Source organism: Paraburkholderia sp. UCT31 (genome assembly GCF_014397655.1).
Taxonomy (GTDB): domain Bacteria; phylum Pseudomonadota; class Gammaproteobacteria; order Burkholderiales; family Burkholderiaceae; genus Paraburkholderia; species Paraburkholderia tuberum.
Genome location: NZ_VZQP01000013.1, coordinates 138,202 through 162,035 on the forward strand (window position 1 = coordinate 138,202; position 23,834 = coordinate 162,035).

23 protein-coding genes and 1 tRNA gene are annotated in these 23,834 nt (G+C 63.9%); 13 read left to right on the plus strand and 11 right to left on the minus strand.

All coding sequences use genetic code 11. The features are described 5' to 3' along the window. Positions 1 to 355 precede the first annotated feature (355 nt). From F6X40_RS13820 to F6X40_RS13835, 4 genes are all read right to left on the minus strand, one after another. Positions 356 to 3,391: a ribonucleoside-diphosphate reductase subunit alpha gene (locus F6X40_RS13820; protein WP_187628235.1), complete on the minus strand. Its 3,036-nt coding sequence runs from the start codon at positions 3,389 to 3,391 to the stop codon at positions 356 to 358. Between the two features lie 533 nt (positions 3,392 to 3,924). Further along, entirely contained in the window at positions 3,925 to 4,521 is a 597-nt protein-coding gene (gene ampD / locus F6X40_RS13825; RefSeq protein WP_187628236.1) for a 1,6-anhydro-N-acetylmuramyl-L-alanine amidase AmpD, read from the minus strand. Beyond that, complete coding sequence (locus F6X40_RS13830) at positions 4,518 to 4,829, minus strand: PP0621 family protein (protein ID WP_187628237.1); 312 nt, start codon at positions 4,827 to 4,829, stop codon at positions 4,518 to 4,520. The genes ampD and F6X40_RS13830 overlap by 4 nt, the downstream gene beginning before the upstream one ends. An 8-nt stretch (positions 4,830 to 4,837) precedes the next feature. Continuing rightward, entirely contained in the window at positions 4,838 to 5,761 is a 924-nt protein-coding gene (locus tag F6X40_RS13835; protein ID WP_184066863.1) for an inner membrane protein YpjD, read from the minus strand. 81 nt (positions 5,762 to 5,842) lie between these two features. On the opposite strand from F6X40_RS13835, the gene ffh reads away from it, so the two are divergent. Continuing rightward, positions 5,843 to 7,210 carry a signal recognition particle protein gene (gene ffh / locus F6X40_RS13840; RefSeq protein ID WP_090801921.1) on the plus strand — a complete coding sequence of 456 codons (1,368 nt, stop codon included), beginning with the start codon at positions 5,843 to 5,845 and terminating at the stop codon, positions 7,208 to 7,210. 157 nt (positions 7,211 to 7,367) lie between these two features. Further along, positions 7,368 to 7,919 (plus strand): hypoxanthine-guanine phosphoribosyltransferase, encoded by a 552-nt coding sequence (locus F6X40_RS13845; RefSeq protein ID WP_008923084.1) that lies wholly within the window; start codon positions 7,368 to 7,370, stop codon positions 7,917 to 7,919. 96 nt (positions 7,920 to 8,015) lie between these two features. Here F6X40_RS13845 and F6X40_RS13850 read toward each other — a convergent pair whose 3' ends face one another. Together F6X40_RS13850 and F6X40_RS13855 are read right to left on the minus strand one after the other, a co-directional pair. Continuing rightward, positions 8,016 to 8,615, minus strand: a complete 600-nt coding sequence (locus tag F6X40_RS13850) for a MarC family protein (protein WP_018421862.1) — start codon at positions 8,613 to 8,615, stop codon at positions 8,016 to 8,018. A 12-nt stretch (positions 8,616 to 8,627) separates the two neighbouring features. Continuing rightward, positions 8,628 to 10,364 (minus strand): proline--tRNA ligase, encoded by a 1,737-nt coding sequence (locus tag F6X40_RS13855; protein ID WP_187628238.1) that lies wholly within the window; start codon positions 10,362 to 10,364, stop codon positions 8,628 to 8,630. Between the two features lie 300 nt (positions 10,365 to 10,664). Here F6X40_RS13855 and F6X40_RS13860 point away from each other — a divergent pair, with 300 nt between their 5' ends. Continuing rightward, positions 10,665 to 11,414 (plus strand): RNA pyrophosphohydrolase, encoded by a 750-nt coding sequence (locus F6X40_RS13860; protein WP_187628239.1) that lies wholly within the window; start codon positions 10,665 to 10,667, stop codon positions 11,412 to 11,414. Between the two features lie 76 nt (positions 11,415 to 11,490). Next, positions 11,491 to 12,048 (plus strand): CNP1-like family protein, encoded by a 558-nt coding sequence (locus F6X40_RS13865; protein WP_184022883.1) that lies wholly within the window; start codon positions 11,491 to 11,493, stop codon positions 12,046 to 12,048. Positions 12,049 to 12,181: 133 nt separating this feature from the next. Here the strand turns inward: F6X40_RS13865 and proB are convergent, their stop codons facing one another. The 4 genes from proB to rplU form a co-directional block, all read right to left on the minus strand. Next, positions 12,182 to 13,300: a glutamate 5-kinase gene (proB, locus tag F6X40_RS13870; protein ID WP_184066875.1), complete on the minus strand. Its 1,119-nt coding sequence runs from the start codon at positions 13,298 to 13,300 to the stop codon at positions 12,182 to 12,184. Between the two features lie 69 nt (positions 13,301 to 13,369). After that, on the minus strand, positions 13,370 to 14,491 hold the full coding sequence (gene cgtA, locus F6X40_RS13875; protein WP_184051016.1) for an Obg family GTPase CgtA: 1,122 nt from the start codon (positions 14,489 to 14,491) through the stop codon (positions 13,370 to 13,372). 238 nt (positions 14,492 to 14,729) lie between these two features. Further along, complete coding sequence (gene rpmA / locus F6X40_RS13880) at positions 14,730 to 14,990, minus strand: 50S ribosomal protein L27 (RefSeq protein ID WP_008923994.1); 261 nt, start codon at positions 14,988 to 14,990, stop codon at positions 14,730 to 14,732. Between the two features lie 25 nt (positions 14,991 to 15,015). Then, positions 15,016 to 15,327, minus strand: a complete 312-nt coding sequence (gene rplU, locus F6X40_RS13885) for a 50S ribosomal protein L21 (RefSeq protein WP_007180329.1) — start codon at positions 15,325 to 15,327, stop codon at positions 15,016 to 15,018. A gap of 285 nt (positions 15,328 to 15,612) precedes the next feature. Between rplU and F6X40_RS13890 the strand changes: the two genes are divergently transcribed. Both F6X40_RS13890 and F6X40_RS13895 read left to right on the plus strand, forming a co-directional pair. Continuing rightward, complete coding sequence (locus F6X40_RS13890; protein ID WP_026229109.1) at positions 15,613 to 16,605, plus strand: polyprenyl synthetase family protein; 993 nt, start codon at positions 15,613 to 15,615, stop codon at positions 16,603 to 16,605. A 49-nt stretch (positions 16,606 to 16,654) separates the two neighbouring features. Beyond that, positions 16,655 to 16,731 (plus strand) — tRNA-Pro (locus F6X40_RS13895). A 16-nt stretch (positions 16,732 to 16,747) separates the two neighbouring features. On the opposite strand, the gene F6X40_RS43505 is transcribed toward F6X40_RS13895, so the two are convergent. Continuing rightward, positions 16,748 to 16,861, minus strand: coding sequence for a hypothetical protein (locus F6X40_RS43505; RefSeq protein WP_409340021.1), 114 nt, complete (start codon positions 16,859 to 16,861; stop codon positions 16,748 to 16,750). A 112-nt stretch (positions 16,862 to 16,973) separates the two neighbouring features. On the opposite strand from F6X40_RS43505, the gene F6X40_RS13900 reads away from it, so the two are divergent. From F6X40_RS13900 to yacG, 7 genes are all read left to right on the plus strand, one after another. Further along, positions 16,974 to 18,272 (plus strand): HlyC/CorC family transporter, encoded by a 1,299-nt coding sequence (locus F6X40_RS13900; RefSeq protein WP_187628240.1) that lies wholly within the window; start codon positions 16,974 to 16,976, stop codon positions 18,270 to 18,272. A 147-nt stretch (positions 18,273 to 18,419) separates the two neighbouring features. Continuing rightward, positions 18,420 to 19,676 (plus strand): GspE/PulE family protein, encoded by a 1,257-nt coding sequence (locus tag F6X40_RS13905; RefSeq protein ID WP_187628241.1) that lies wholly within the window; start codon positions 18,420 to 18,422, stop codon positions 19,674 to 19,676. Next, the gene (locus tag F6X40_RS13910; RefSeq protein WP_187628242.1) at positions 19,673 to 20,911 is read left to right on the plus strand and encodes a type II secretion system F family protein; all 1,239 of its coding nucleotides are present in this window, start codon (positions 19,673 to 19,675) and stop codon (positions 20,909 to 20,911) included. The genes F6X40_RS13905 and F6X40_RS13910 overlap by 4 nt, the downstream gene beginning before the upstream one ends. 27 nt (positions 20,912 to 20,938) lie before the next feature. Continuing rightward, on the plus strand, positions 20,939 to 21,880 hold the full coding sequence (locus tag F6X40_RS13915) for a prepilin peptidase (protein WP_184058556.1): 942 nt from the start codon (positions 20,939 to 20,941) through the stop codon (positions 21,878 to 21,880). Between the two features lie 3 nt (positions 21,881 to 21,883). Continuing rightward, a complete protein-coding gene (gene coaE, locus F6X40_RS13920; protein ID WP_187628243.1) occupies positions 21,884 to 22,498 on the plus strand; it encodes a dephospho-CoA kinase in 615 nt (204 codons plus the stop codon). Positions 22,499 to 22,686: 188 nt separating this feature from the next. Continuing rightward, positions 22,687 to 23,442, plus strand: coding sequence for a cell division protein ZapD (zapD, locus tag F6X40_RS13925; RefSeq protein WP_008921182.1), 756 nt, complete (start codon positions 22,687 to 22,689; stop codon positions 23,440 to 23,442). 123 nt (positions 23,443 to 23,565) lie between these two features. Then, positions 23,566 to 23,769 carry a DNA gyrase inhibitor YacG gene (gene yacG, locus F6X40_RS13930; protein WP_090801947.1) on the plus strand — a complete coding sequence of 68 codons (204 nt, stop codon included), beginning with the start codon at positions 23,566 to 23,568 and terminating at the stop codon, positions 23,767 to 23,769. The last annotated feature ends 65 nt before the right edge of the window (positions 23,770 to 23,834 follow it).

Genomic DNA, 23,834 nt, shown 5'->3' on the forward strand with positions numbered 1-23,834 from the left:
GCTCTATCTATATGTATTGCGCAGTGCGTTCACGGCATCCGCCGACTGATCGATGGACTGATCGACTGATCGATGCCGCACGAGCCGCGCATCGCGAGAGTCGGCGGTGAGCCGTGTCGAGCGTGTTGCGTCAGCGTTGGCGGTCGAGGTGCGATGCCATGTCGTGCGATCGTCTGGTGTTGCCAACGGCTGGGTTGCTTCACTGCATCGACGAGCGGTGAGACTTCGATACTGCTCACCGCTCGTCGGCCTGCTTTCTACTTCATCGACGGGGCGCGTCGCTCACCGCCTGCGGATCACCACCTACGACCCTCGCGTGCAGTTAGCAAGCATCGCTCCCGCTGCTTGCCAATCTTTACTGGCAAGCCTCGCACTCGTCGAAGCCAGGATCGCCCGGACGCATCATGCAGACCGGACCATCCGCTTCGGGTGCCGCGTCGACAGCGACAGCGACCGCGACCGCGGCAGTCGCTGCGAGCGCTGCAGCAGCCTGCAAGCCGCCGCCCACACCACCCGCCGCGCCGCCGCCCACGCCGAAGCCGCCTGCCGCGCCGCCTGCGCCACCCGAGCCGTCATGACCCGAGCTCACCGCGTTCAGCGCGCCGTGCGCGACCGTCGACTTCTCGACGTGCGTCGCCGCCATCGTGCGCAGGTAGTAGGTGGTCTTCAGTCCGCGCAACCATGCGAGCTTGTAGATCTCGTCGAGCTTCTTGCCCGATGCGCCCGCCATGTAGATGTTCAGCGACTGCGCCTGGTCGATCCACTTCTGACGACGCGAAGCCGACTCGACGAGCCACACCGGATCGACTTCGAACGCGGTCGCGTAGATTGCGCGCAGGTCGGCCGGGATGCGGTCGATGCGCGACAGCGTGCCGTCGAAGTACTTCAGGTCGGCGACCATCACTTCGTCCCACAGGCCGCGCGCCTTCAGGTCGCGCACCAGGTAGTCGTTGACCACCGTGAACTCGCCCGACAGGTTCGACTTCACGTACAGGTTCTGATAGGTCGGCTCGATGCACGCCGACACGCCGATGATGTTCGAGATCGTCGCGGTCGGCGCGATCGCCACGCAGTTCGAGTTGCGCATGCCGTAGGTCGAGATACGCGAGCGCAGCGCGGGCCAGTCCATCGACTCGCTCGAATCGACCTCGACATAACCGCCGCGCGCCTCGGCGAGCAGCGCCACCGAATCCTGCGGGAGGATGCCGCGATCCCACAGCGAACCGCGGTAGCTCGAGTAGCGGCCGCGCTCTTCGGCGAGCTCGGTCGACGCGTAGTACGCGTAGTAGCAAACCGCTTCCATCGAGCGATCGGCGAACTCGACCGCTTCCTGCGACGCGTACGGCGTGCGCAGCACGTGCAGGCAGTCCTGGAAGCCCATGATGCCGAGGCCGACCGGACGGTGCTTCAGGTTCGAGTTACGCGCCTTGGCGACCGCGTAGTAGTTGATGTCGATCACGTTGTCGAGCATGCGCATCGCTATGCTGACCGTGCGCTTCAGCTTGTCGTGGTCGAGCGCGAGCGTGCCGTCGGCCTGCTCCTTCAGGTGCGCGACGAGGTTCACCGAGCCGAGGTTGCAGACGGCGATTTCGGCGTCGCTCGTGTTCAGCGTGATTTCCGTGCACAGGTTCGACGAGTGGACGACGCCGACGTGCTGCTGCGGCGAGCGCACGTTGCACGGATCCTTGAACGTGATCCACGGATGGCCGGTTTCGAACAGCATGCCCAGCATCTTGCGCCACAGCTGCGCCGCCGGGATCTTCTTGAACAGCTTGATCTCGCCGCGCGCGACCTTGTCTTCGTAAGCCGTGTAAGCCGTTTCGAACTCGGCGCCGAACTTGTCGTGCAGGTCCGGGCAGGTGGACGGCGAGAACAGCGTCCAGTCGCCGCCTTCCATCACGCGCTTCATGAACAGATCGGGAATCCAGTTCGCGGTGTTCATGTCGTGCGTGCGACGACGGTCGTCGCCGGTGTTCTTGCGCAGCTCGAGGAATTCCTCGATGTCGAGGTGCCACGATTCGAGGTACGCGCACACCGCGCCCTTGCGCTTGCCGCCCTGGTTCACGGCGACCGCCGTGTCGTTGACGACCTTCAGGAACGGCACCACGCCCTGCGACTTGCCGTTGGTGCCCTTGATGTGCGAGCCGAGCGCGCGCACACGGGTCCAGTCGTTGCCGAGGCCGCCGGCGAACTTCGACAGCAGCGCGTTTTCCTTCAGCGCTTCGTAGATGCCGTCGAGGTCGTCGTCGACCGTGGTCAGGTAGCAAGACGACAGCTGCGAGCGGCGCGTGCCGGAGTTGAACAGCGTCGGCGTCGAACTCATGAAGTCGAAGCTCGACAGCACGTTGTAGAACTCGATCGCGCGCGCTTCGCGGTCGATCTCGTTCAGCGACAGACCCATCGCGACACGCATAAAGAATGCCTGGGGCATTTCGATACGCACGTTGTCGTGATGCAGGAAGTAGCGGTCGTACAGTGTCTGCAGACCGAGGTAGCCGAACTGCAGGTCGCGGTTCGCATCGAGTGCGGCCCCGAGGCGCTTCAGGTCGAACTGCAGCAGCTTGTCGTCGAGCAGCTCGGCTTGCACGCCGCGCTTGATGAACTGCGGGAAGTACTCGACGTAGCGCTCGCCCATCTCGGCTTGCGTGACTTCCTCTTCGAGAATCTCGCGGCGGATCGTATGCAGCAGGATGCGCGCGGTGACCTGGCTGTAGGCCGGGTCCTTTTCGATCATCGTACGGGCAGCGAGGATCGCCGAGTCGTACACCTGGCTCATCGGCACGCCGTCGTACAGGTTCTTCACCGTTTCCGCGACGATCGGCTCGGCGCTTACGGCTTCGCCGAGGTTCGCGCACGCGGACTCGATGATGCCGCGCAGCGCAGCCATGTCCAGCGGACGCGTGATGCCGTTGTCGGTCACGTTCAGGTCCGGGGTGCCGGCGCTTTCCGCTGTCTGACCTTCATGGGCGTCATGCGCGCGCACCTGGTTGCGCTTCTCGCGATACAGCACGTAAGCGCGCGCGACGTTGTGTTCGCCGCCGCGCATCAGCGCGAGTTCGACCTGATCCTGAATGTCTTCGATATGGAACGTGCCGCCGTTCGGACGGCTGCGCACCAGCGCGCGCACCACGTTCAGCGTGAGTTGCTCGACCAGTTCGCGCACCCGTGCCGACGCCGCGCCCTGACCACCGTTGACGGCGAGGAACGCCTTCGTCACGGCGATCGCGATTTTCGACGGCTCGAACGACACCACGCTGCCGTTGCGGCGGATCACCTTGTAGTCGGCGTAATTCGCTTGCGGCGCGAGCGCCTGCGCGCCTTGGGTCTGGCCGAAGGTCTGGCCAGTCGGTGAGCCCTCGTAACGGGTCGTCACGTTGTCGGTGGTTTGCATGTGCAAAGCTCCTGGTCTTGGAAATATTGCGGCGAGTGCCGCGGATTAAATCGAACGCCGCGCCGCCGCGTGCGCGTGCGATGAGGTGCAGGAAGGCCGGCGACGCCGGTTGGTGGGATGCATCTGCGAGGAAGCCTGGTTCGATTTGATGACGGTCTTCATCGGGTCGGTCGCGATCACTGGCTGGTCCTTTCCTGAATGCTTCTGGATGCGGCCGGAGATCCCCTACCGGCTGCGCCCCAGGAATTTTTTTCGCTGTCCGGAATGCTTGCGGTGCCATGCTCGGGGAGCGGGACGCCGCAGACTTATCCACTCTTATTCACTCGGTTATGCACATGGTTATTCACAGCACAACACAAGATATAGTGCGAAACTCAGTTGCCGGCACCAAGTATAGTGGAGTTTCGAGACAGGTCAAAAGGTTTTATTTGCGCTCGCAGTCTTGACTTTTGCTTCACGCGGCGCGCAGAAGCTCCCCGGAGAAGCAGGCTGCGCCTCGTTCTCCGTGGATCACGCAAGATCGTGCGAAGGGGTTACCGCGTTTCGGGAAACTTGAGATAGGGGAAATACCGGCCGTCGAGCAACGTGTCGCGCTGCAGTCGCGGCCACTCGAAATACGGACCGGGATCGGTCTTGCGACCGGGTGCGATGTCGGAGTGGCCGGCAAGCGCGTCGATCGGATAGCGTGCCTTCAGTGCTCTGACGAGCGCGGCGAGCGTGCGGTATTGCGCCGCTTCGAAGGCGGTGGTGTCGCTGCCTTCGAGCTCGATGCCGATCGAGAAATCATTGCAGCGCTCGCGGCCGAAAAAATTCGACGGCCCCGCGTGCCACGCGCGCTCGTTGCACGACACGAACTGCTCGAGTGCGCCATCGCGATGAATCACGAAATGCGCGGACACGCGCACGCCGCGCAGATGCGTGTCGTAGTACGGGTGAGTGTTGCAGTCGAGCGCGTTCTGGAACAGCTCGGCAATCGCGGTGCCGCCGAACTGGTTCGGCGGCAGGCTGATGTTGTGAACGACGATCAGCGTCGGCAGCGCGCCTTGCGGCCGCGCTTCGAAGTTTGGCGAGGCAAGCTTGCGTGCGGCAGGAACCCAACCGTCGGCATCGACGGTGTACGCGCCGCTCATCGGGCGTCGCGGCCGCTCGGACGCGCGCCGTGGCGCTGCGCGTGCGCGGCGCAGCAGAACGCCTGCCCCGCGACGCTGACCGAGTCGCTCTTCGGTGCGTGCACGCCGCACTCGACGCAGCGGATCATCGGCTCGGCAAGCTGCGGCTGTTGCCCATTCGAAGAACGCGCGCCGCCATTCCCGGTGCCGGCAGCGTTGGCGCCGCCGGCACCGGTGCGTTGCGCGGATTGCGCGTCGTGGCGGCGCAGCGCCTTCACGAGCCATTGACCGACGATGAACAGCAGAATCAGCAAAAAGATTTGTCGCATGGGGACACTCACACCACGGGCCGGTGCAACAGCACCTCGAAAACAAAACGGCTGCCGACGTACGCGAGCAACAGCGCGACGAACGAGGCCAGCACCCAGCGCAATGCCGCACGGCCGCGCCAGCCGGACACCTTGCGCGCGGTCAGCAGCGCGCCGAACATCACCCACGAAAGAATCGCGAACACGGTCTTGTGATCGAGCCGCAACGCGCGGTCGACCAGCTGCTCGCTGAACAGGATGCCCGACAGCAGCGTCAGCGTGAGCAGCACGAAGCCGGCGCCGATCAGACGGAACAGCAGCTTCTCGAGCGTGAGCAGCGGCGGCAGCGCGTCGAGCCAACTCGACCACCAGCCATTGTCCGCCGCCGCGTGCCTTTGCGCGAGACCACCGCGCATCGAATGCAGACGCCGCTCGACCGCCAGCATCAGCACCGCGTGCAGCGCCGCGATCGCGAACAGACCGTACGCGATATTCGCAATCAGGAAGTGCAGCTTGAACATCGGCGCGGCCGCATACGGCAGCACGCGCACGCCGCCGAACGCGAGCGGCAGCAGCGACGCGACGCACGCGAGTGGCAACACCAGCAGGCGCAGTCCGTCGAGCGGGAAAAAGAAACTCTCGATCCAGTAGATGCCGGCGCCGAGCCAGAACATCGCCGACAGCGCGAACGCGAAGCCGAACACCATCGCGTTCTGCGGGAAGATCGTGGTATGGAGCAGCACGCCGTGAGCGAGCAGCGCGACGAACAGCAGCGCGCGCCCGGGCGCGCTCATGCCGGAGGCCACCAGAGCGCCCGCGTTGGCGGCATGACCGGGCAGCGGCGGCACGCTCTCGAGCAGCGGCCGCACGGCCGCGTGCCGGTGCGAGCGCCAGCCGGCCACGGCAAGACCGCCATAGAGAAGCGCGGTGAGGGCATACAGTACAATATCCATATTCGAAGTTTACACTAGGGCCCTACTCCGCGACGTCTTGCGCTTCGCGCGCTGCGCGGGCCCCACCGTTCATCGCTCCCCATGCTCGACAATCTGACTCAACGGATGGCGCGCGTCGTCAAGACGCTGCGCGGCGAAGCCCGGCTCACCGAGGCGAACACCCAGGAAATGCTGCGCGAGGTGCGTCTCGCACTGCTCGAGGCCGACGTGGCGCTGCCCGTCGTGCGAGAGTTCATCGCGAAGGTCAAGGAGAAGGCGCTCGGCGAAGAAGTGATCTCCAGCCTGTCGCCGGGTCAGGCGCTCGTCGGCGTCGTGCAGCGCGAACTGACCGCGGTGATCGGCGGCGATTACGAAGGCAAGGCCTCCGAGCTCAATCTCGCCGTCGCGCCGCCCGCGATCATCCTGATGGCGGGTCTGCAGGGCGCCGGCAAAACGACCACGGTCGGCAAGCTCGCCAAGCTGCTGCGCGAGAAGTACAAGAAGAAGGTGCTGACCGTTTCGTGCGACGTCTATCGTCCCGCCGCCATCGCGCAGCTGAAAACGGTGACCGAGCAGGTCGGCGCGGACTTCTTCCCGTCGGAGCTGAACCAGAAGCCGGTCGACATTGCCCGCGCCGCGCTCGACTGGGCCAAGCGCCATTATCACGACGTGCTGCTCGTCGACACGGCCGGCCGTCTCGGTATCGACGAGGTGATGATGAACGAAATCACCGCGCTGCACGCCGAGCTGAAGCCGGCGGAAACGCTGTTCGTCGTCGACGCGATGCTCGGCCAGGACGCGGTCAACACCGCGAAGGCGTTCAGCGACGCGCTGCCGCTCACCGGCGTCGTGCTCACCAAGCTCGACGGTGATTCGCGCGGTGGCGCGGCGCTCTCGGTGCGTCACGTGACGGGCAAGCCGGTCAAGTTCGTGGGCGTCGCCGAAAAACTCGACGGCCTCGAAGTGTTCCACCCGGACCGCATGGCGAGCCGGATTCTCGGCATGGGTGACATTCTCGCGCTGGTGGAGGAAGCGCAGCGCGGCGTCGACGTGCAGGCCGCGCAGAAGCTCGCCGACAAGGTCAAGAAAGGCGGCGACTTCGACCTCAACGATTTCCGCGCCCAGCTCACGCAAATGAAGGGCATGGGCGGCCTGTCGTCGCTGATGGACAAGCTGCCCGCGCAGTTTCAGCAAGCCGCGGCCGGCGCCGACATGAGTCAGGCCGAGAAGCAGATGCGCCGCATGGAAGGCATCATCAACTCGATGACGCCGGCCGAGCGCGCCAAGCCCGAACTGATCAAGGCGACCCGCAAGCGCCGCATCGCCGCGGGTGCGGGCGTGCAGGTGCAGGAAGTCAACCGCATGCTGAACCAGTACGAACAGATGCGCACAATGATGAAGAAGCTCAAGGGCGGCAACCTGCAGAAGATGATGCGCGGCATGAAGGGCATGATGCCCGGCATGCGCTAAGCTTGATGGGACCGGCGCGCGCTCGCGCCGAGTGCGGCGCGGCTGACTTCGGCATTGTGCGGGTTTATTCTGTAGCGCATTGCGCCGTCCCTCGCGGGAACGTCCCTCGGGACGTTGCCACTCACACTATGTATACAGTTACCGTCCGTCAGACGTCATGAACCGCGAAGAAGCCCTCCATATTTTTCAACACTCCGAAGAGATAGTTTCGGCCTCGGACGTCACTGCGTCGATCGCCCGCATGGCGGCCGCCATCCGCGACGAGATGAGCGAGGACTTCCCGCTCGTGCTGTCGGTGATGGGCGGCGCCGCGGTATTCACCGGCATGCTGCTGCCGCACCTCGATTTCCCGCTCGAGTTCGACTACATCCACCTGACGCGCTACCGCAATACGACGAAGGGCAGCAACGAGATGCAATGGCGCGTCGCGCCGGCGGAGTCGGTCAAGGATCGCGTGGTGCTCGTGCTCGACGACATCCTCGACGAAGGCGAGACGATGGCCGCAATCCGTGACCGCATCCTCGCGATGGGCGCGAAGCGCTTCCTGTCCGCGGTGCTGTGCGAGAAGATCATTCCGAAGGCGAAACCGCTGCGCCCCGATTACTGCGGCTTCGAAGTGCCGGACCGGTACGTGTTCGGCTGCGGGATGGATGCGAAGGGCTACTGGCGCAACCTGCCGACCATTCGGGCGTTGACCGAGGGAGCGTGAGCGGGGCATCCGCCCGCCCTACCGGCGAAAAAAAGCAGCCTGCCTGGCTGCTTTTTTATGGCTGCGACGGTGGCAATGCGCGCACCGGCTCGCGTTTCACAGCTTGTGCACGAAAGAGCGGATTCCACCGAGCATCATCTCGACTGAAATCGCGACGAGCACGAGCCCCATCAGCCGCTCGAACGCCGCCATCACACGTTCACCGAGCCACGCCTGAATGCGCTCGGCGAGCATCAGCACGATCGCACAGATGATCATCGTGACGGTCAGCGCGCCGACCCACTCGAACGTTTTGCCCGGCGCCTGCGAGGTCAGCAGCATGACCGTCGCCAACGCCGACGGACCCGCTAGCGCAGGAATCGCGAGCGGCACGATCAGCGGCTCGCCGCCGCGCGCGTCGCCGCCGAACGGACCGTCCGGATGCGGGAACACCATCCGCAGCGCAATCAGAAACAGCACGATGCCGCCGCCGATCCGCAACGACTGGTCGCTGAGGCTCATCATGCGCAGAAAGCTCTGCCCGAGCATCATGAACACCAGCAGGATCGCAAACGCGATCGCGACCTCGCGCAGGATCACGACCGTGCGACGCTCCGGCGACACACCGCGCAGACAGCTGACGAAGATCGGGATGTTGCCGAGCGGATCGGTGATCAGGATTAGCAGCACCGTCGCGGACAGGAAGGTGTACTCCACCGCCCGCTCCGCTTAGTTCACCAGCGCCGCGCGCACTTTGCCGATCACGGTGTGCGCGGCATCCGCGACCGGCAGCAGCGTCGCTTCGGCCTCGCGACGGCCCTGATACTCGATCTTGCCGTCCTTCAGACCACGGTCGCCGATCACCAGTCGATGCGGCACGCCGATCAGTTCCCAGTCGGCGAACATCACGCCCGGCCGCTCGCCGCGATCGTCGAGGATCACGTCGATACCGGCCGCGACGAGTTCCGCGTACAGCTTGTCGGCCTGCTCACGCACCGCGTCGCTGCGGTCATAGCCCATCGGGCACAGCACGACTTCGAACGGCGCAATCGACTCCGGCCAGATGATGCCCTTGTCGTCGAAATTCTGTTCGATCGCGGCGCCGAGAATCCGCGTGACGCCGATGCCGTAGCAGCCCATTTCCATCGGCCGAGGCTTTCCGGTTTCGTCGAGACAGGCCGCGTTCATCGCTTCGGAATACTTGGTGCCGAGCTGGAACACGTGGCCCACTTCGATGCCGCGGCAGATGTCGAGCACGCCCCTGCCGTCCGGCGACGGATCGCCCTTCTTCACATTGCGGATGTCGGCGACGACCGGCTCCGGCAGGTCGCGGCCCCAGTTCACGCCGGTGGTGTGATAGTCGACGTCGTTCGAGCCGACCACGAAGTCGCTCATGTTCGCGACCGTGCGGTCCGCGATCACCTTGATCGGCTTCTTCGTGTTGATCGGACCGAGATAGCCCGGCGGTGTGCCGAACGTCTCGACGATCTCGGCTTCGGTCGCCATGCGGAAATTACCGAGGCCCGGGAGCTTGGCCGCCTTGATCTCGTTCAGATCATGATCGCCACGCAGCATCAGCAGCCAGATCGTCGGCTCGGCGCCTTCGTTCTCGGTGGCGAGCACCACCGACTTGATCGTGCGTTCGAGCGGAATGTTCAGCAGTTCGGCAACCGCCTCGCACTTCGCTTTGCCGGGCGTCGCGGTCTTCTTCATCTCTTCTGCCGGCGCCGCGCGCTCTGCGATCAGCGGTAGCGCTTCGGCCGCCTCGACGTTCGCGGCGAAATCGGAGGTCGGGCAATACGCGATGTCGTCTTCGCCGGTGTCGGCGATCACATGGAACTCATGCGAGCCGCTGCCGCCGATCGAGCCGTTGTCGGCCGCCACCGCGCGGAAGTCCAGACCGAGGCGCGTGAAGATGCGCACGTACGCGTCGTACATCTTGCGATACGACTCGCGCAGACCCTGCGCGTCCTTGTCGAACGAGTACGCGTCTTTCATGATGAACTCGCGGCCGCGCATCACGCCGAAACGCGGACGGATCTCGTCGCGGAACTTCGTCTGGATCTGATAGAAGTTGACCGGCAGTTGGCGATAGCTCTTGATCTGATTGCGCGCGATGTCGGTGACGACTTCCTCGTGCGTCGGGCCCATCACGAAATCGGCCTGCTTGCGGTCCTTGAAGCGCAGCAGCTCTGGACCGTACTTCTCCCAGCGCCCCGATTCCTGCCACAGTTCGGCCGGCTGCACGGCCGGCATCAACAGCTCGATGGCGCCCGCCCGGTTCATTTCCTCACGCACGATCGCTTCCACCTTGCGGATCGAACGCAGGCCGACCGGCAGGTAGTTATAGATACCGCCCGCGACGCGACGGATCATGCCCGCGCGCACCATGAGCTTGTGGCTGATGATTTCGGCGTCGGCGGGCGCTTCTTTGAGAGTGCCGATAAAGAAACGGGAAGCTTTCATTCAAGGTGTCCAAAAGCGGCGGCTTCCGGTAGGACCGCCAGAAAAGGGGAAAATGAGGGAAATCGACACAGATCCGCGGCGAAGCCGGCAGGGTTCGCCCGACTGGCGGCGCCCTGCCCCCGTGCGGCGCCGAAACCGCCGCGCAAAGCCTCTCTCACAAGGGATAGGCACGGAAAACCGACAGGCTACCGCAAACCCGGGCCTATTGCGGCGAATCGCTCCATTCTTATGCGATTCGGTGCGTAGGGTCCGTTATCTGTTTATAATCAAAGCAATTTTAAAGGATTCGAAGGTGGTTGTATGCTGGATCGTGAAGGCTTTCGCCCGAACGTCGGCATCATCCTCTTGAACGCGCACAACGAGGTGTTTTGGGGCAAACGACTCCGTGAACATTCCTGGCAGTTTCCGCAAGGGGGCATCAAATATGGTGAGACCCCCGTGCAAGCGATGTATCGGGAGTTACACGAAGAGACCGGGCTGCTTCCTGAGCACGTCAAGGTGATCGGTCGCACGCGCGACTGGTTGCGTTATGAGGTGCCTGACAAGTTCATCAAGCGCGAAGTACGCGGTCATTACCGCGGCCAGAAACAAATCTGGTTTTTGCTCCGGATGGTAGGACGCGACTGCGACATCTGTTTGCGCGCCACCGACCACCCTGAGTTCGATGCGTGGCGTTGGAACGAGTATTGGGTGCCGCTCGACTGTGTGATCGAGTTCAAGCGGGATGTGTATCAGTTGGCGCTAACGGAGCTGTCCCGTTTCATGCGCCGGCCTGCGCCGCGTGCGGAAAAACCTGGGGGGCATCATGGGTCGCGTTATCCCCGGATAGCGTCGTCGATGCAAAGCCCGCCGGATTCCACGGTAAGCACGGTGGTCACCACCGTCACGACCGTAACTTCGGTCAGCGTCGAAACGTCGACGCACGTGCTGGTCGCGCCGGATTGCGGTCCCGGCTCACCGGATGCCAACATGAGATCGGAGGATGAGCGCGAAACGGCCGAAGCCGACGAGGCCGTCGCCCCGTTAGTACGACGATGCGTGCGCGATTAACCATTCCAGGCGGCGGCTCGCGCCGCCTCTCTCTGGCGCGGCTTTCGAGCCGCGTCTGTCTCTCGAGGGAATCAGATTGAAAGCACTTGCATTCGCCGTGGCGTGCGTCGCCACCGGCGCCCTGCTGGCAGGCTGTTCGAGCGCCGGCAAACCGACCAACAAAGACGACAGCGAGTTCACCTATCTGCTGGATCGCAAGAGCAACTGGGTTGAAAACAAGGTCGACACGTTGCCGCCGCTGCCCTCCGACGCGAACCTGCTGCCGTTCGAAGTCTCCGGCAATACGCCGCTGCAATTTGCGATCGACCCGAAGTCCGTCAGCGTCGGCAACGACGGCGTGGTGCGTTACACGGTGGTCGTCACGAGCCCGGGCGGTGCGCGCAACGTCAATTACGAGGGCATCCGTTGCGACACGTATGAATGGCGTCAGTATGCGGGCCTGAACGCCGATCACGACGGCTGGGACACGACGGTCGCAAACCCGTTTTCGCGGATAGAAAACGGCGCGCTGAATGCGTACCAGGCCGCGTTGTATCAGGACTATATGTGCGCAAACAAGATTCCGACCGGCAGCGCGCAGCACATCGTCGAGAACATTCGTTACAAGCGCACGCAGACGTCGCAGATTCATTGAGGCCGGTTGCGCGGCGCGCGCCCGACTCAGGCGCCGTTGCTTACCCGTGACGATTAAAAAGCCGTTCCAGCCTGCGCTGGAACGGCTTAATTGTTGGCTCTTCATACGCGCGATATGCGCGCCGCCGCGCAGATCAAAGCACCACGAGATTGTCGCGATGAATCAGTTCGGGCTCGAGCATATAGCCGAGCACTGACTCAATTTCGCCGCTCGGACGCCGCTGGATCAGTTTGGTTTCCGCGCTGCTGTAGTTCGTCAAACCACGTGCGACCTCGCGGCCTGACGCGCTCAGACACGCGATCACCTCGCCGCGCGCGAATGCACCCTGTACACCGACGATGCCGATCGGCAGCAAGCTCTTGCCGCCGGCGGTCAGTTTTTCGACCGCGCCGTCATCGATCACGACGTGGCCGCGCACCTGCAGGTGATCGGCCATCCATTGCTTGCGCGCCGCCATGCGCGCGGTGCGCGCGATCAGTTGGGTGCCGATCGCCTCGCCGGCCGCCAGTCTCACCAGCACGTCCGACTCGCGCCCACTCGCGATCACCGTATTGGCGCCGCTATGGGCCGCACGCTTCGCAGCGAGAATCTTGGTCAGCATGCCGCCGCGGCCGAGGCTCGAGCCCGCACCGCCCGCCATCGCCTCGAGCTCGGGCGCGCCGGCGTCGGCATGCTGGACGAGTGTCGCGGTCGGGTCCTTGCGCGGATCTGCGGTGAAGAGGCCTTGCTGGTCCGTCAGAATGATCAGCGCGTCGCCCTCGATCAGATTGGCAACCAGCGCGCCGAGCGTGTCGTTGTCGCCGAACTTGATTTCGTCGGTGACGACCGTGTCGTTCTCGTTGATGATCGGTACAACTCCGAGCCCCAGCAGCGTGAGCAGCGTGGAGCGAGCGTTCAGATAGCGCTCGCGATCAGCAAGGTCAGCGTGAGTAAGCAGGATCTGCGCAGTCTGGATGGAATGTTCGGCGAAGCGGCTTTCGTACACTTGCGCGAGACCCATCTGACCGACCGCCGCGGCCGCCTGCAGCTCATCGATTTCACGCGGCCGCTTCGTCCAGCCGAGCCGCTGCATGCCCTCGGCGATCGCGCCCGAGCTGACCAGCACGACTTCCTTGCCTTGCGCGCGCAGTGCGGCAATTTGCGCGGCCCAGCGGCCGATCGCCGCATGATCGAGGCCGCGCCCGTCGTTCGTGACGAGACTCGAACCGACTTTGACGACCAATCGCCGTGAATCTGCGATGACGGAACGCATTGTGCGCTGTCTCCCAAGATGACGCGTGATGCATACCGGCACCCGCCGCTGGCGCCGGCGCTCGAGTTGTTATTCCTGCGGATCGGTGCCGGCTTCGCGGGTCGCGGCCGGTACTTGCGTCCCGTCGCGGAAACGCACGTCGGAGGCCAGGTCTTCGGCTTCGGCCGCGCGTTGCGCGTCGGAGTGCTCGGCGAGGTAGTCGAACACGGCGTAGCAAAGATTTTCACAGCCCTGGCCAGTCAGCGCCGAGATCTCGAACACCGGACCGTCCCAGCCGAAGCCTTCGAGGAACGCCGCCACGCGCGCTTCGCGATCGTCCTCAGGCACCATGTCCAGCTTGTTCAGCACAAGCCAGCGCGGCTTCTGATAAAGCTCTTCGTCGTACTTGCGCAGTTCGTTGACGATCGCCTTCGCTTCCGCGACTGGATCGATCGATTCATCGAACGGTGCGATGTCGACGATGTGCAGCAGCAGCCCGGTGCGCTGCAGGTGACGCAGGAATTGATGGCCTAGGCCGGCGCCTTCCGCCGCGCCTTCGATCAGCCCCGGAATGTCGGCAATCACGAAGCTGCGGCTCGGCCCGACGCGCACGACGCCGAGGTTCGGCGCGAGCGTGGTGAACGGGTAATCGGCGATTTTCGGCTTCGCGTTCGACACCGACGAGATAAACGTCGACTTGCCCGCATTCGGCATGCCGAGCAGACCGACGTCGGCCAGCACTTTCAGTTCGAGGCGGACCATGCGGCGCTCGCCCGGCTTGCCGTCGGTCTTCTGACGCGGCGCGCGGTTCGTGCTGGACTTGAAATGGAGGTTGCCGAGGCCGCCGGCTCCCCCTTGCGCGATTTGCACGCTCTGGTTGTGCTCGGTCAGATCGGCGATCAGCTCGCCGGTTTCCATGTCCGTGATGGTGGTGCCGACCGGCATGCGCAGCGTGATGTCATCACCGCCCTTGCCGTAGCAATCCGAGCCGCGGCCGTTTTCGCCGTTGCGCGCCAGATGTTTTTTCGCGTAGCGGTAATCGATCAGCGTGTTGATGTTGCGGTCAGCCACCGCGATCACGCTGCCGCCCCGGCCGCCGTCACCGCCATCGGGGCCGCCGAACGGGACGAACTTCTCGCGGCGCATCGACGCGCTGCCATCCCCTCCGTCGCCGGCGATGACTTCAATCCTCGCTTCGTCAATGAACTTCATGTGTTACTCCGTCCCGTGGTGTACTGCCCGATTCGATGCAGGGGTTGATACTGATTGGATGCTGCTATTTTGCCGCGCGCGCCGCGCGTTGATCAATCGACCGAACGGCATAGTCCGCCGATGAGGAGCGGTCGGCTGCGCGGCTTCGGCGCCAAGCTAAAGAGGCGCCGCAATAAAAAAAGGCCCCGCGAACTTCGCGGGGCCTTTTTCCGGTCCTGAAGCCCGTGCCTAATTAAACTCAGGCTGCCGGGACGACAGAAACGGTGTGCTTCTTCGCCGCGCCCTTCGTCGAGAACTGGACGTGGCCGTCCTTCAGAGCGAACAGGGTGTGATCCTTGCCCATGCCGACGTTCTCGCCAGCGTGCATGCGCGTACCGCGCTGACGCACGATGATGCCACCAGCGTTGATAGCCTGGCCGCCGTAAACCTTAACGCCGAGGCGCTTCGATTCGGAGTCGCGGCCGTTCCGGGACGATCCGCCTGCCTTTTTGTGTGCCATTTGATTTGCTCCTTAACCGGTGCGCTTACGCGTTGATCGCGTCGATGCGCAGTTCGGTATAGTTCTGGCGGTGGCCGCCATGCTTCTGGTAGTGCTTCCGGCGACGCATCTTGAAGATCGTCACTTTGGCGTGACGACCTTGCGACACGACGGTAGCCTTGACGGAAGCCCCACTGACCAGCGGCGTACCGAACTTAATCGATTCGCCTTCGCCCACTGCGAGAACCTGGTCGAGCGTGATTTCAGCGTCAATGTCTGCCGGTATCTGTTCTACTTTAAGTTTTTCGCCGACGGCAACCTTGTACTGCTTGCCACCGGTTTTTATGACCGCGTACATTGAGAACCTCACTCTGTATTCATTTTTCCCACGCACCGCGCGCGGAAACTCTCAATTATACATAGAGTTAGCTGCTCGGTCAAAACCTGCTTACCAAACCGTCTACCGTCCGGCTTCGCCCTCCCTCGCAGGCGCTCGCAGATGGCAAACCTGTAACGCGCGGCGCCCCGCAGACGGCCTTGGCAGGCGCCCCGCGCGCCATGCGGACCGCATCCACGCCGCAGCCGACGACCCAGAAGCGCCCCGATCGCCTTATAATTCGCGGCACTACCCAATTCAGCCATCATGTCGTCGACTGCCACCACCTCCCCCAACGTCGCCAGCCTGCTTGCTCCGATCGCCGAAGACATGCAGCAGGTCAATCGCGTCATCCGGCAACGTCTTGCGTCGGACGTGATGCTGATCAATCAGATTTCCGAGTACATCATCAGCGCCGGCGGCAAGCGGCTGCGGCCCGCGCTGCTGTTGCTGGTGGCGGGCGCGCTGGGCGATACGACGGGGCACCGGCACGAGCTGGCAGCGGTCGTCGAATTCATCCACACGGCCACGCTGCTGCATGACGACGTGGTCGACGAGTCCGACCTGAGGCGCGGCCGCCAGACCGCCAATGCGCTGTTCGGCAACGCGGCGAGCGTGCTGGTCGGTGACTTTCTTTACTCACGGTCGTTCCAGATGATGGTCGGCGTGGGCAAGATGCGCGTGATGGAAATTCTGTCGGAGGCGACCAACATCATCTCTGAAGGCGAAGTGCTGCAGCTGTTGAACATGCACGATGCCGACGTCGACGAAGCCCGTTACATGCAGGTGATCCGCTACAAGACCGCAAAGTTGTTCGAGGCGGCCGCCCAGCTCGGCGCGGTGCTGGCCGGCGCGGACGCGAAAACCGAAGCCGCCGCCGCCGAGTACGGTCGTCGCATCGGCACCGCGTTCCAGATCATGGACGACTGGCTCGACTACACGGGCACGGCCGAGTCGATGGGCAAGAACGCCGGCGACGATCTGCGCGAAGGCAAACCGACGCTTCCGCTCATCTATCTGATCGAACGCGGCACGCCCGAGCAGTCGGCGCTCGCGCGCGAAGCCATCGAGCAAGGTGGCACCGACCGTTTCGATACCATTTTCGACGCGATCACGCGCTCGGGCGCGCTGGATCACACGCTCGAGTGCGCGAAACAGGAGGCGCAGGCAGCCGCGGCAGCAATTTCGTCATTTCCCCATTCCATTTTCAAGGAGAGCCTGCTAGAATTATGCTCTTACTCGACGGCAAGACAGTCTTGAACGAGACTGGAACACCGAATTAGTCTGAATCGAGTCAGCAGTACCCAATCGGGGTGTAGCTTAGCCTGGTAGAGCGCTACGTTCGGGACGTAGAGGCCGGAGGTTCGAATCCTCTCACCCCGACCAGATTCTCCTTGTTAGCTCAGGGTTCAAAACCGCCGCAGCGTTGCTGGGCGGTTTTTTGTTTTGCGCGGCGCTTTTTTCGTTGCTCTCGTGCTGCCCTTCGCCGCTTTCTTTCCTCCGGCTCGTCAGGCACAGCGCGTACGTTGCCACGTTGTCGTCCTGGCGACGTCAGCCGTCGTCCACACCGGAGCGCGCGGCCCCCTCTGCTATATTCTCTCCATCCTTTCCCTTATTTTTCACGACGCGTGGAACAACTTCCCTTATGGGCGCAGATCGGCGCCGTCCTTCTGCTGCTTGTCTGCTCCGCCTTCTTTTCCATTTCCGAGACAGCGATGATGGCGCTCAATCGTCATCGCCTCAAACATCTCGCCAGCAAGAACACGCTCGGCGCAAAGACGACTCAGGGCCTGCTCGCAAAAACCGATCAGCTGCTCAGCGTGATCCTCATCGGCAACAACCTGTTCAACACGATCATTCCGGTACTGACGACATCGCTCGCGCTGCATACGTTCGGCCGCAATAGCCTCGTGCTGTCGATCGCGACCGGTATCGTCGCGTTCCTCATTATCGTGTTCGCGGAGATCACACCGAAGATCGTCGGCGCGACGTTTCCCGAGAAAATCGCGCTGCCCGCGAGCCTGCTGATCGCGCCGTTGATGCGCGTCGCGAGACCACTGATCTGGTTTGTCAACCTGTTCGCGACCGGCATCCTGCGCGTGCTGCACATCAATACGAAGGGCTCGCGCGACCAGCGGCTGTCCACCGAAGAACTGCGCACCATCGTGCTCGAGTCGGGAAGCTTCATGCCCACCAAGCACCGCAGCATCCTGCTGAACCTGTTCGACCTCGAAAACATCTCCGTCGATGACGTGATGATCCCGCGTCGCCGTATCGAGGCCCTCGACTTCAATGCCCCGTTCGAACAGATCCTGCATCAACTGGAGACCTGCTATCACAACAAGCTGATCGTCTACCAGGGCGACATCGACCGCGTGCTCGGTGTGCTGCACGTGCGCAAGACGCTCTCAGCGCTGCACAACCAGGAGCTCGAGCGCGATACCTTGCGCGAGCTGCTCGCCGAGCCGTACTTCGTGCCAAGCGGCACGCCGGTGTTCCAGCAGTTGCAATACTTTCAGGAGAGCCGGCAACGCATCGCGCTCGTCGTCAACGAATACGGCGAACTGCAAGGCCTCGTCACACCGGAAGACATCATCGAGGAACTGATCGGCGAATTCACCACGTCGATTCCGCGCAGCGCCAGCTCACGCGGCGGCTGGAACGAGGCGGGCGAATGCATCGTCGCGGGAAGCATGCCGTTGCGCGAGCTGAACCGCTGGCTGCAACTCGGGCTGCCCACCGATGGCCCCAAAACGCTGAACGGCCTGATTCTCGAAATCCTCGAAGACATCCCCGACGGCGACGTCTGCGTGCGCATCGGAGACACCAAGCTCGAAGTGATGCGCAGCGACGATCAGGCGATCCGCACCGTCAAGCTTTTCAAACCGCCGTCGCGCACGAAGGCCGGTAAAGCAAGGTCAGGCTGAACTTCGCGCCGCCGCACGCTGATTTACGGTCAGCATCGCACAGGCTCGCGAAACGCGCCATTAGCCGAATGGCCGAATGGCATTCGGACGCCCGCAACCGGAAGATGAAGCCGTCATGTTCTAAAGGCGGTTCATCACCGGTCTCTCATGCAAACACCCTTTGCCACCGCCGCGGCATTGCCGCGCCCACTCGCTATCGACGGCGAATCCAGCGCAACGAGTCTGAACGATCCCGACAACGCCCCAGCCGTGCGTCTGTTGACCGACACGTTGCACGAAGCGACGCGGCGCAATGCGTCGGATATCCACATCGAGCCGGCCGAGCATGGCTGGCGTGTGCGCCTGCGTATCGACGGCGTGCTGCATGAAATCCCGCGGCCGCCCGCCCATCTGCGCGACGCGTTCGTCACGCGTGTGAAAGTGCTCGCGCGCATGGACATCGCCGAGCGACGCGTGCCGCAGGACGGCCGGCTACGCCTAGCGACGTCGCCAGGGCGGCTCGAGGATTACCGCGTCAATTCGCTGCCGACACTGTTCGGCGAAAAGCTCGTGCTACGACGGCTCGACGCGTTGCCCACCGATCTTTCGCTCGATTCGCTCGGCCTCGATCCGCGGCAGCGCGAATCCGTCGACGCCGCGATCCGCGCGCCGCACGGTCTGATGCTCGTCACCGGACCGACGGGCAGCGGCAAGACACTATCGCTGTACTGCTTCCTGAACCTGCTCAATGGCGAAGCACGCAACCTCTGCTCGGTGGAAGACCCAGCCGAGATCCAGCTGGCCGGCATCAACCAGGTCAGCGTGCGCGAAAAATCCGGACTGACTTTCGCGGTCGCGCTGCGGGCTTTTCTGCGTCAGGACCCGGACGTGATCATGGTCGGCGAAATCCGCGACAACGAAACCGCCGACGTTGCCGTGAAGGCCGCCCAAACCGGTCACCTCGTGCTGTCCACGCTGCATACGAACGACGCGCCCGCGGCCATCGCGCGGCTCATCGACATCGGTGTCGAGGCGTACAACCTTGCCGCCGCGCTGCGCATGGTGACCGCGCAGCGGCTGGTGCGGCGACTGTGCGTCGCATGCCGCGCGCCCGCGCCGCATTCGCCGGCGGCACTCCTCGCCGCGGGCTTTGCCGAACATGAGCTCGACGGCTGGCAACCGTATGCGGCGACCGGCTGCGCGGTTTGTCATGGCATCGGCTATCGGGGGCGCGTCGGCATTCATCAGGTGATGCCCGTCTCCGACGCGATGCGTGAGCAGATCGTCGCAAGCGCGGGCGCGCACGAGCTGGCCCGCCTCGCGCAGATGGAACAGGTCGCGACGTTACGCGACGCGGCGCTTGCGCGCGTGCGCGACGGCACCACGAGTCTCGCCGAAGCGCTCGCCGCCACGGAGGTCGCATGAGTACCGCCGCGCTGTCACCAACCCGGTCCGTCTCAGCCGACCTACGCTTCAGATGGCGCGGCGTCGACGCGGACGGCACGCGCCAAAGCGGCACGCTGATCGCGCCCGACGCGAGCGCCGCACGCACGATGCTCAAACGCGACAACCTCTTTATCGTCGAACTCGCAACGCAAGGGCCGGCGCCACGCCCGAAGACCAGCGCGGCCGCTGTCACGCTGTTCACGCGACAACTGTCCAGTCTGCTGCGTGCCGGTTTGCCGCTCGCGCCCGCGCTCGAACTACTCGCGCAGGCGTCGACGTCGGGTCAGCGGCAAGGCATGCCGCGCATCGTCGGCACTATCGCGCGCGACATCACCGCCGGCCTGCGGTTTTCGGCGGCCTTGCAGCGGCACCCGGCGCAGTTCAATGCGCTGTATTGCCAGCTCGTCGAGGTGGGCGAAGCGGCGGGCGCGCTCGTCACCGTGCTCGCCCGCCTCGCCGACGATCGCGAACGCGCCGCTGCGCAGCGCGCCAAGGTGCGCGCGGCTCTCACCTATCCAGCCGCGATCCTGCTGCTCGCGCTCGCGATAACTGCCGCATTGCTGGTGTGGGTCGTGCCGACGTTCAAGCAGATCTTCGATGGCTTCGGCGCGAAGCTGCCCGCGCCGACGCAGTTCGTGCTGGCGCTCTCGGCGGCCGCCGCGCGCTGGAGTGTGCCGCTGTTCATACTGATGCTCGCAATGAGCTCGGCCATCACGCTCGTGCTGCGTCGTTCGGTAAGCGCGCGCATCCGCTTCGCGCGCCTGTCGCTCGACCTGCCGGTGGCCGGCCCGCTGCTGCGCACGCTGTGCGCGGCGCGCTGGAGTCGCGCGCTTGGCACCTTGCTGTCCGCCGGCACGCCGCTCGCCGACGCATTCGATTCGCTCACTCAGGCGACCGGCAATGCCTTCTTCGATCGCGCGACGGCAAGCATCGCCATCAGATTGCGGCGCGGCGAACGGCTCGCCGCGGCTATGCTCGCGGCCCGCTGCTTTCCTCCCGAAGTCGTGCAGCCCGTTGCGGTCGCGGAGGAATCCGGCGCGCTCGACAGCATGTTGCTCGATGTCGCGTCGCTTGCGGATCGCCAGGTCGACGACAGGATCGGCACGCTATCGAGCCTGTGTGAACCGCTCGTGATCGTCGTGCTCGGCACACTGGTCGGCGGCCTCGTCATCGCGATGTATCTTCCCATTATTCAACTCGGCAACGTGGTGTAGCATCGCAGCCGAATCCACTTCGTCACCATGCAGGCTCCTCTTCCGCTCGTGTCACAAACTTCCTCCAGCCTGCTCGCGGGCTTACTGCCGGGCCGCTTTGCCAGCGATATCGGCCTCGCGCTCGCGAGCCTGCCCGCCGGCGTGCAGATCGCATTCGCGATCGTGCTTGGCCTCGTGATTGGCAGCTTCCTGAACGTGGTCGTGCATCGATTGCCGATCATGCTCGAGCGTGCATGGCGCGCCGAAATCAGCGAGACCACCGACGTGCCGCCGCCCGACCACGGACTGCCCGCGCGCTACAACCTGTGGGTGCCGCGCAGCGCGTGCCCGCATTGCGGCCATGTGCTAAGCGCGTGGGAAAACTTGCCGGTGCTGAGCTACCTGCTGTTACGCGGCCGTTGTTCCGCGTGCGGCACGCATATCAGCGCACGCTATCCGCTGCTCGAAATCGCGAGCGCCGCTTTCGCGGCAGGCGCACTGATAGCGTTCGGCCCGACGCTGATGGCACTCGCCGCGTTCGGCCTGTGCGCGACGTTGCTCGCGATGAGCGCGATCGACGTCGACACGCATTTGCTGCCCGACTCCTTGACGCTGCCGCTGTTGTGGGCCGGCCTGATCGTCAATTTCAACGGCATGTTCACGAATCTGCATGATGCGGTGCTCGGCGCTATCTTCGGATATCTGGCGTTGTGGGCCGTGCATTGGGCGTTCAAGCTCGTGCGTGGTATCGAAGGCATGGGCTATGGCGACTTCAAGCTGCTCGCCGCGCTCGGCGCGTGGCTCGGCTGGCCCGCGCTGCCGCAGATCGTGCTGGTCGCCGCGGTGGCCGGTGCCGTGATCGGCCTCGCGGCGACGTGGCGCGGCCGAATGCGCTTCGAGGAGCCGCTGCCGTTCGGGCCGTTTCTCGCGGCGGGCGGTGTGTTGACGCTGTTTGCCGGCACGCCGCTTTATCTGGCTCTGGGGGGCTGAACCATGTTCGTTGTGGGACTCACTGGCGGCATCGGCAGCGGCAAATCGACGGTGGCCGATCTGTTCGCCGCGCGCGGCGTGCCGCTCGTCGACACGGACGTGATCGCGCATCGCATCACCGCGCCGCATGGCCTCGCAATGCCGCACATCGCCGCCGAATTCGGCGCGCAATTCGTCGCCGCCGACGGCTCCCTCGATCGCGCGCGCATGCGCACGCTCGTGTTCAGCGACGAGATCGCGCGCAAACGTCTCGAAGGCATCACGCATCCGCTGATTCGCGCGGAAACCGAGCGCGAAGAGCGCGAAGCGAAAGGACCGTATGTGATCGTCGTGGTGCCGTTGCTGGTCGAGTCCGGGACCTGGAAGAACCGCGTGAATCGCGTGCTCACCGTCGATTGCAGCGTCGACACGCAGATCGCGCGTGTGATGAGCCGCAACGGCTTCAGCCGTGAGCAGGTGCTCGCAATCATTGCGCGCCAGGCCACGCGCGAAGCGCGGCTCGCCGCCGCCGACGACGTGATCGTCAATGACAATGCGCCGCTCGAAGAACTCGAGGCGCAGGTGGACGCTCACCATCAAGCCTATCTGTCGCTGGCGAAGGGCGATGCCGAGTTGTAGCGCGCGCAGACGCGTCGTCACCGGCACATTGAACTTTGCGCGCACGCGGGAGCCGAAGCGCTCATAACACCCGGAACTCACAAAAAAGTTGCGAAAGCGCGCAGAAAAAGTGCGTGATTGCTTGGGTAGTCCCACGGCATTAGAATGTTTTGCATTCCTGTCACCGACCACGCCCGAGGCGAGCCCGCTTGATCCTTTACGAGTACCCCTTCAATGAGCGAATCCGGACGCTGTTGCGGCTCGAAGATCTGTTCGAGCGCTTCACGTTCTTTCTGACTCAGGAAGACGCGCGGGAACATCACGTCGCACTGACAACGCTGTTCGAAATCTCCGAAGTGGCGGGCCGCGCGGATCTGAAATCGGATCTGATGAAAGAGCTCGAGCGGCAGCGGCAAACGCTCGCGCCATTTCGCGGCAATCCGGGCATCGAGCAGAACGCGCTCGAAGCGGTGCTCGGCGAAATCGAGCAGACGCTTGCGGGGCTCACGCAGATGCAAGGCAAGACCGGCCAGCATCTTGCAGACAACGAGTGGCTCGCGAGCATTCGCAGCCGCGCAATCATCCCCGGTGGTACCTGCAAATTCGACCTGCCCTCGTATTACGCGTGGCAACAGTTGCATCCCGATCAGCGTCGCCAGGACATCGCCAAGTGGGTGACACCGCTTTTGCCGCTGCGCGACGCGGCCACCATCGTGCTGCGGCTCGCGCGTGAGTCGGGCCAGGCGTCGAAGGTGATGGCGATGCAAGGCAGCTATCAGCAAATGCTGTCGGGCCGCTCGTATCAATTGATGCAGGTTCGCGTCGCTCCCGAATTGCGCGTGATTCCCGAAGCGAGCGCCAACAAGTACATGCTGTGGGTGCGCTTTACGGTGCAGGACGGCGATCTGCGGCCGCGCGCGGTCGACGTCGACGTGCCGTTCCAACTCACGCTCTGCAGCCTGTAATCGCCTGTCAATCACCGCCGCATTGAGCAGCGCACACCGGATTTGACCGAACGCGCCTTTGAACCGGCGCGAAATAGCCCTATATTCGTTACTTGTTCCGTTTGCGATTGACCGTCCGACCGTATGCCTACCGTCGTCAAATGTCCTACCTGCGGTAAAGATGTCCGCTGGACCTCCGAGAGCCGCTTCCGTCCGTTCTGCTCCGAGCGCTGCAAACAGATCGATCTGGGCGCATGGGCCGCCGAAAAATACAGGATTGGCGGCAACGAACAGGAAGGATCTTCGTCCGAAGAGGAAACGCCGCGCGGCGACTACAACCCGCACTGAGCGAGTCAGTAAAAAAGCCACGCGAACCGGCGCTGCCGATACAGCGCCCGCTACCGCGTGGCTTT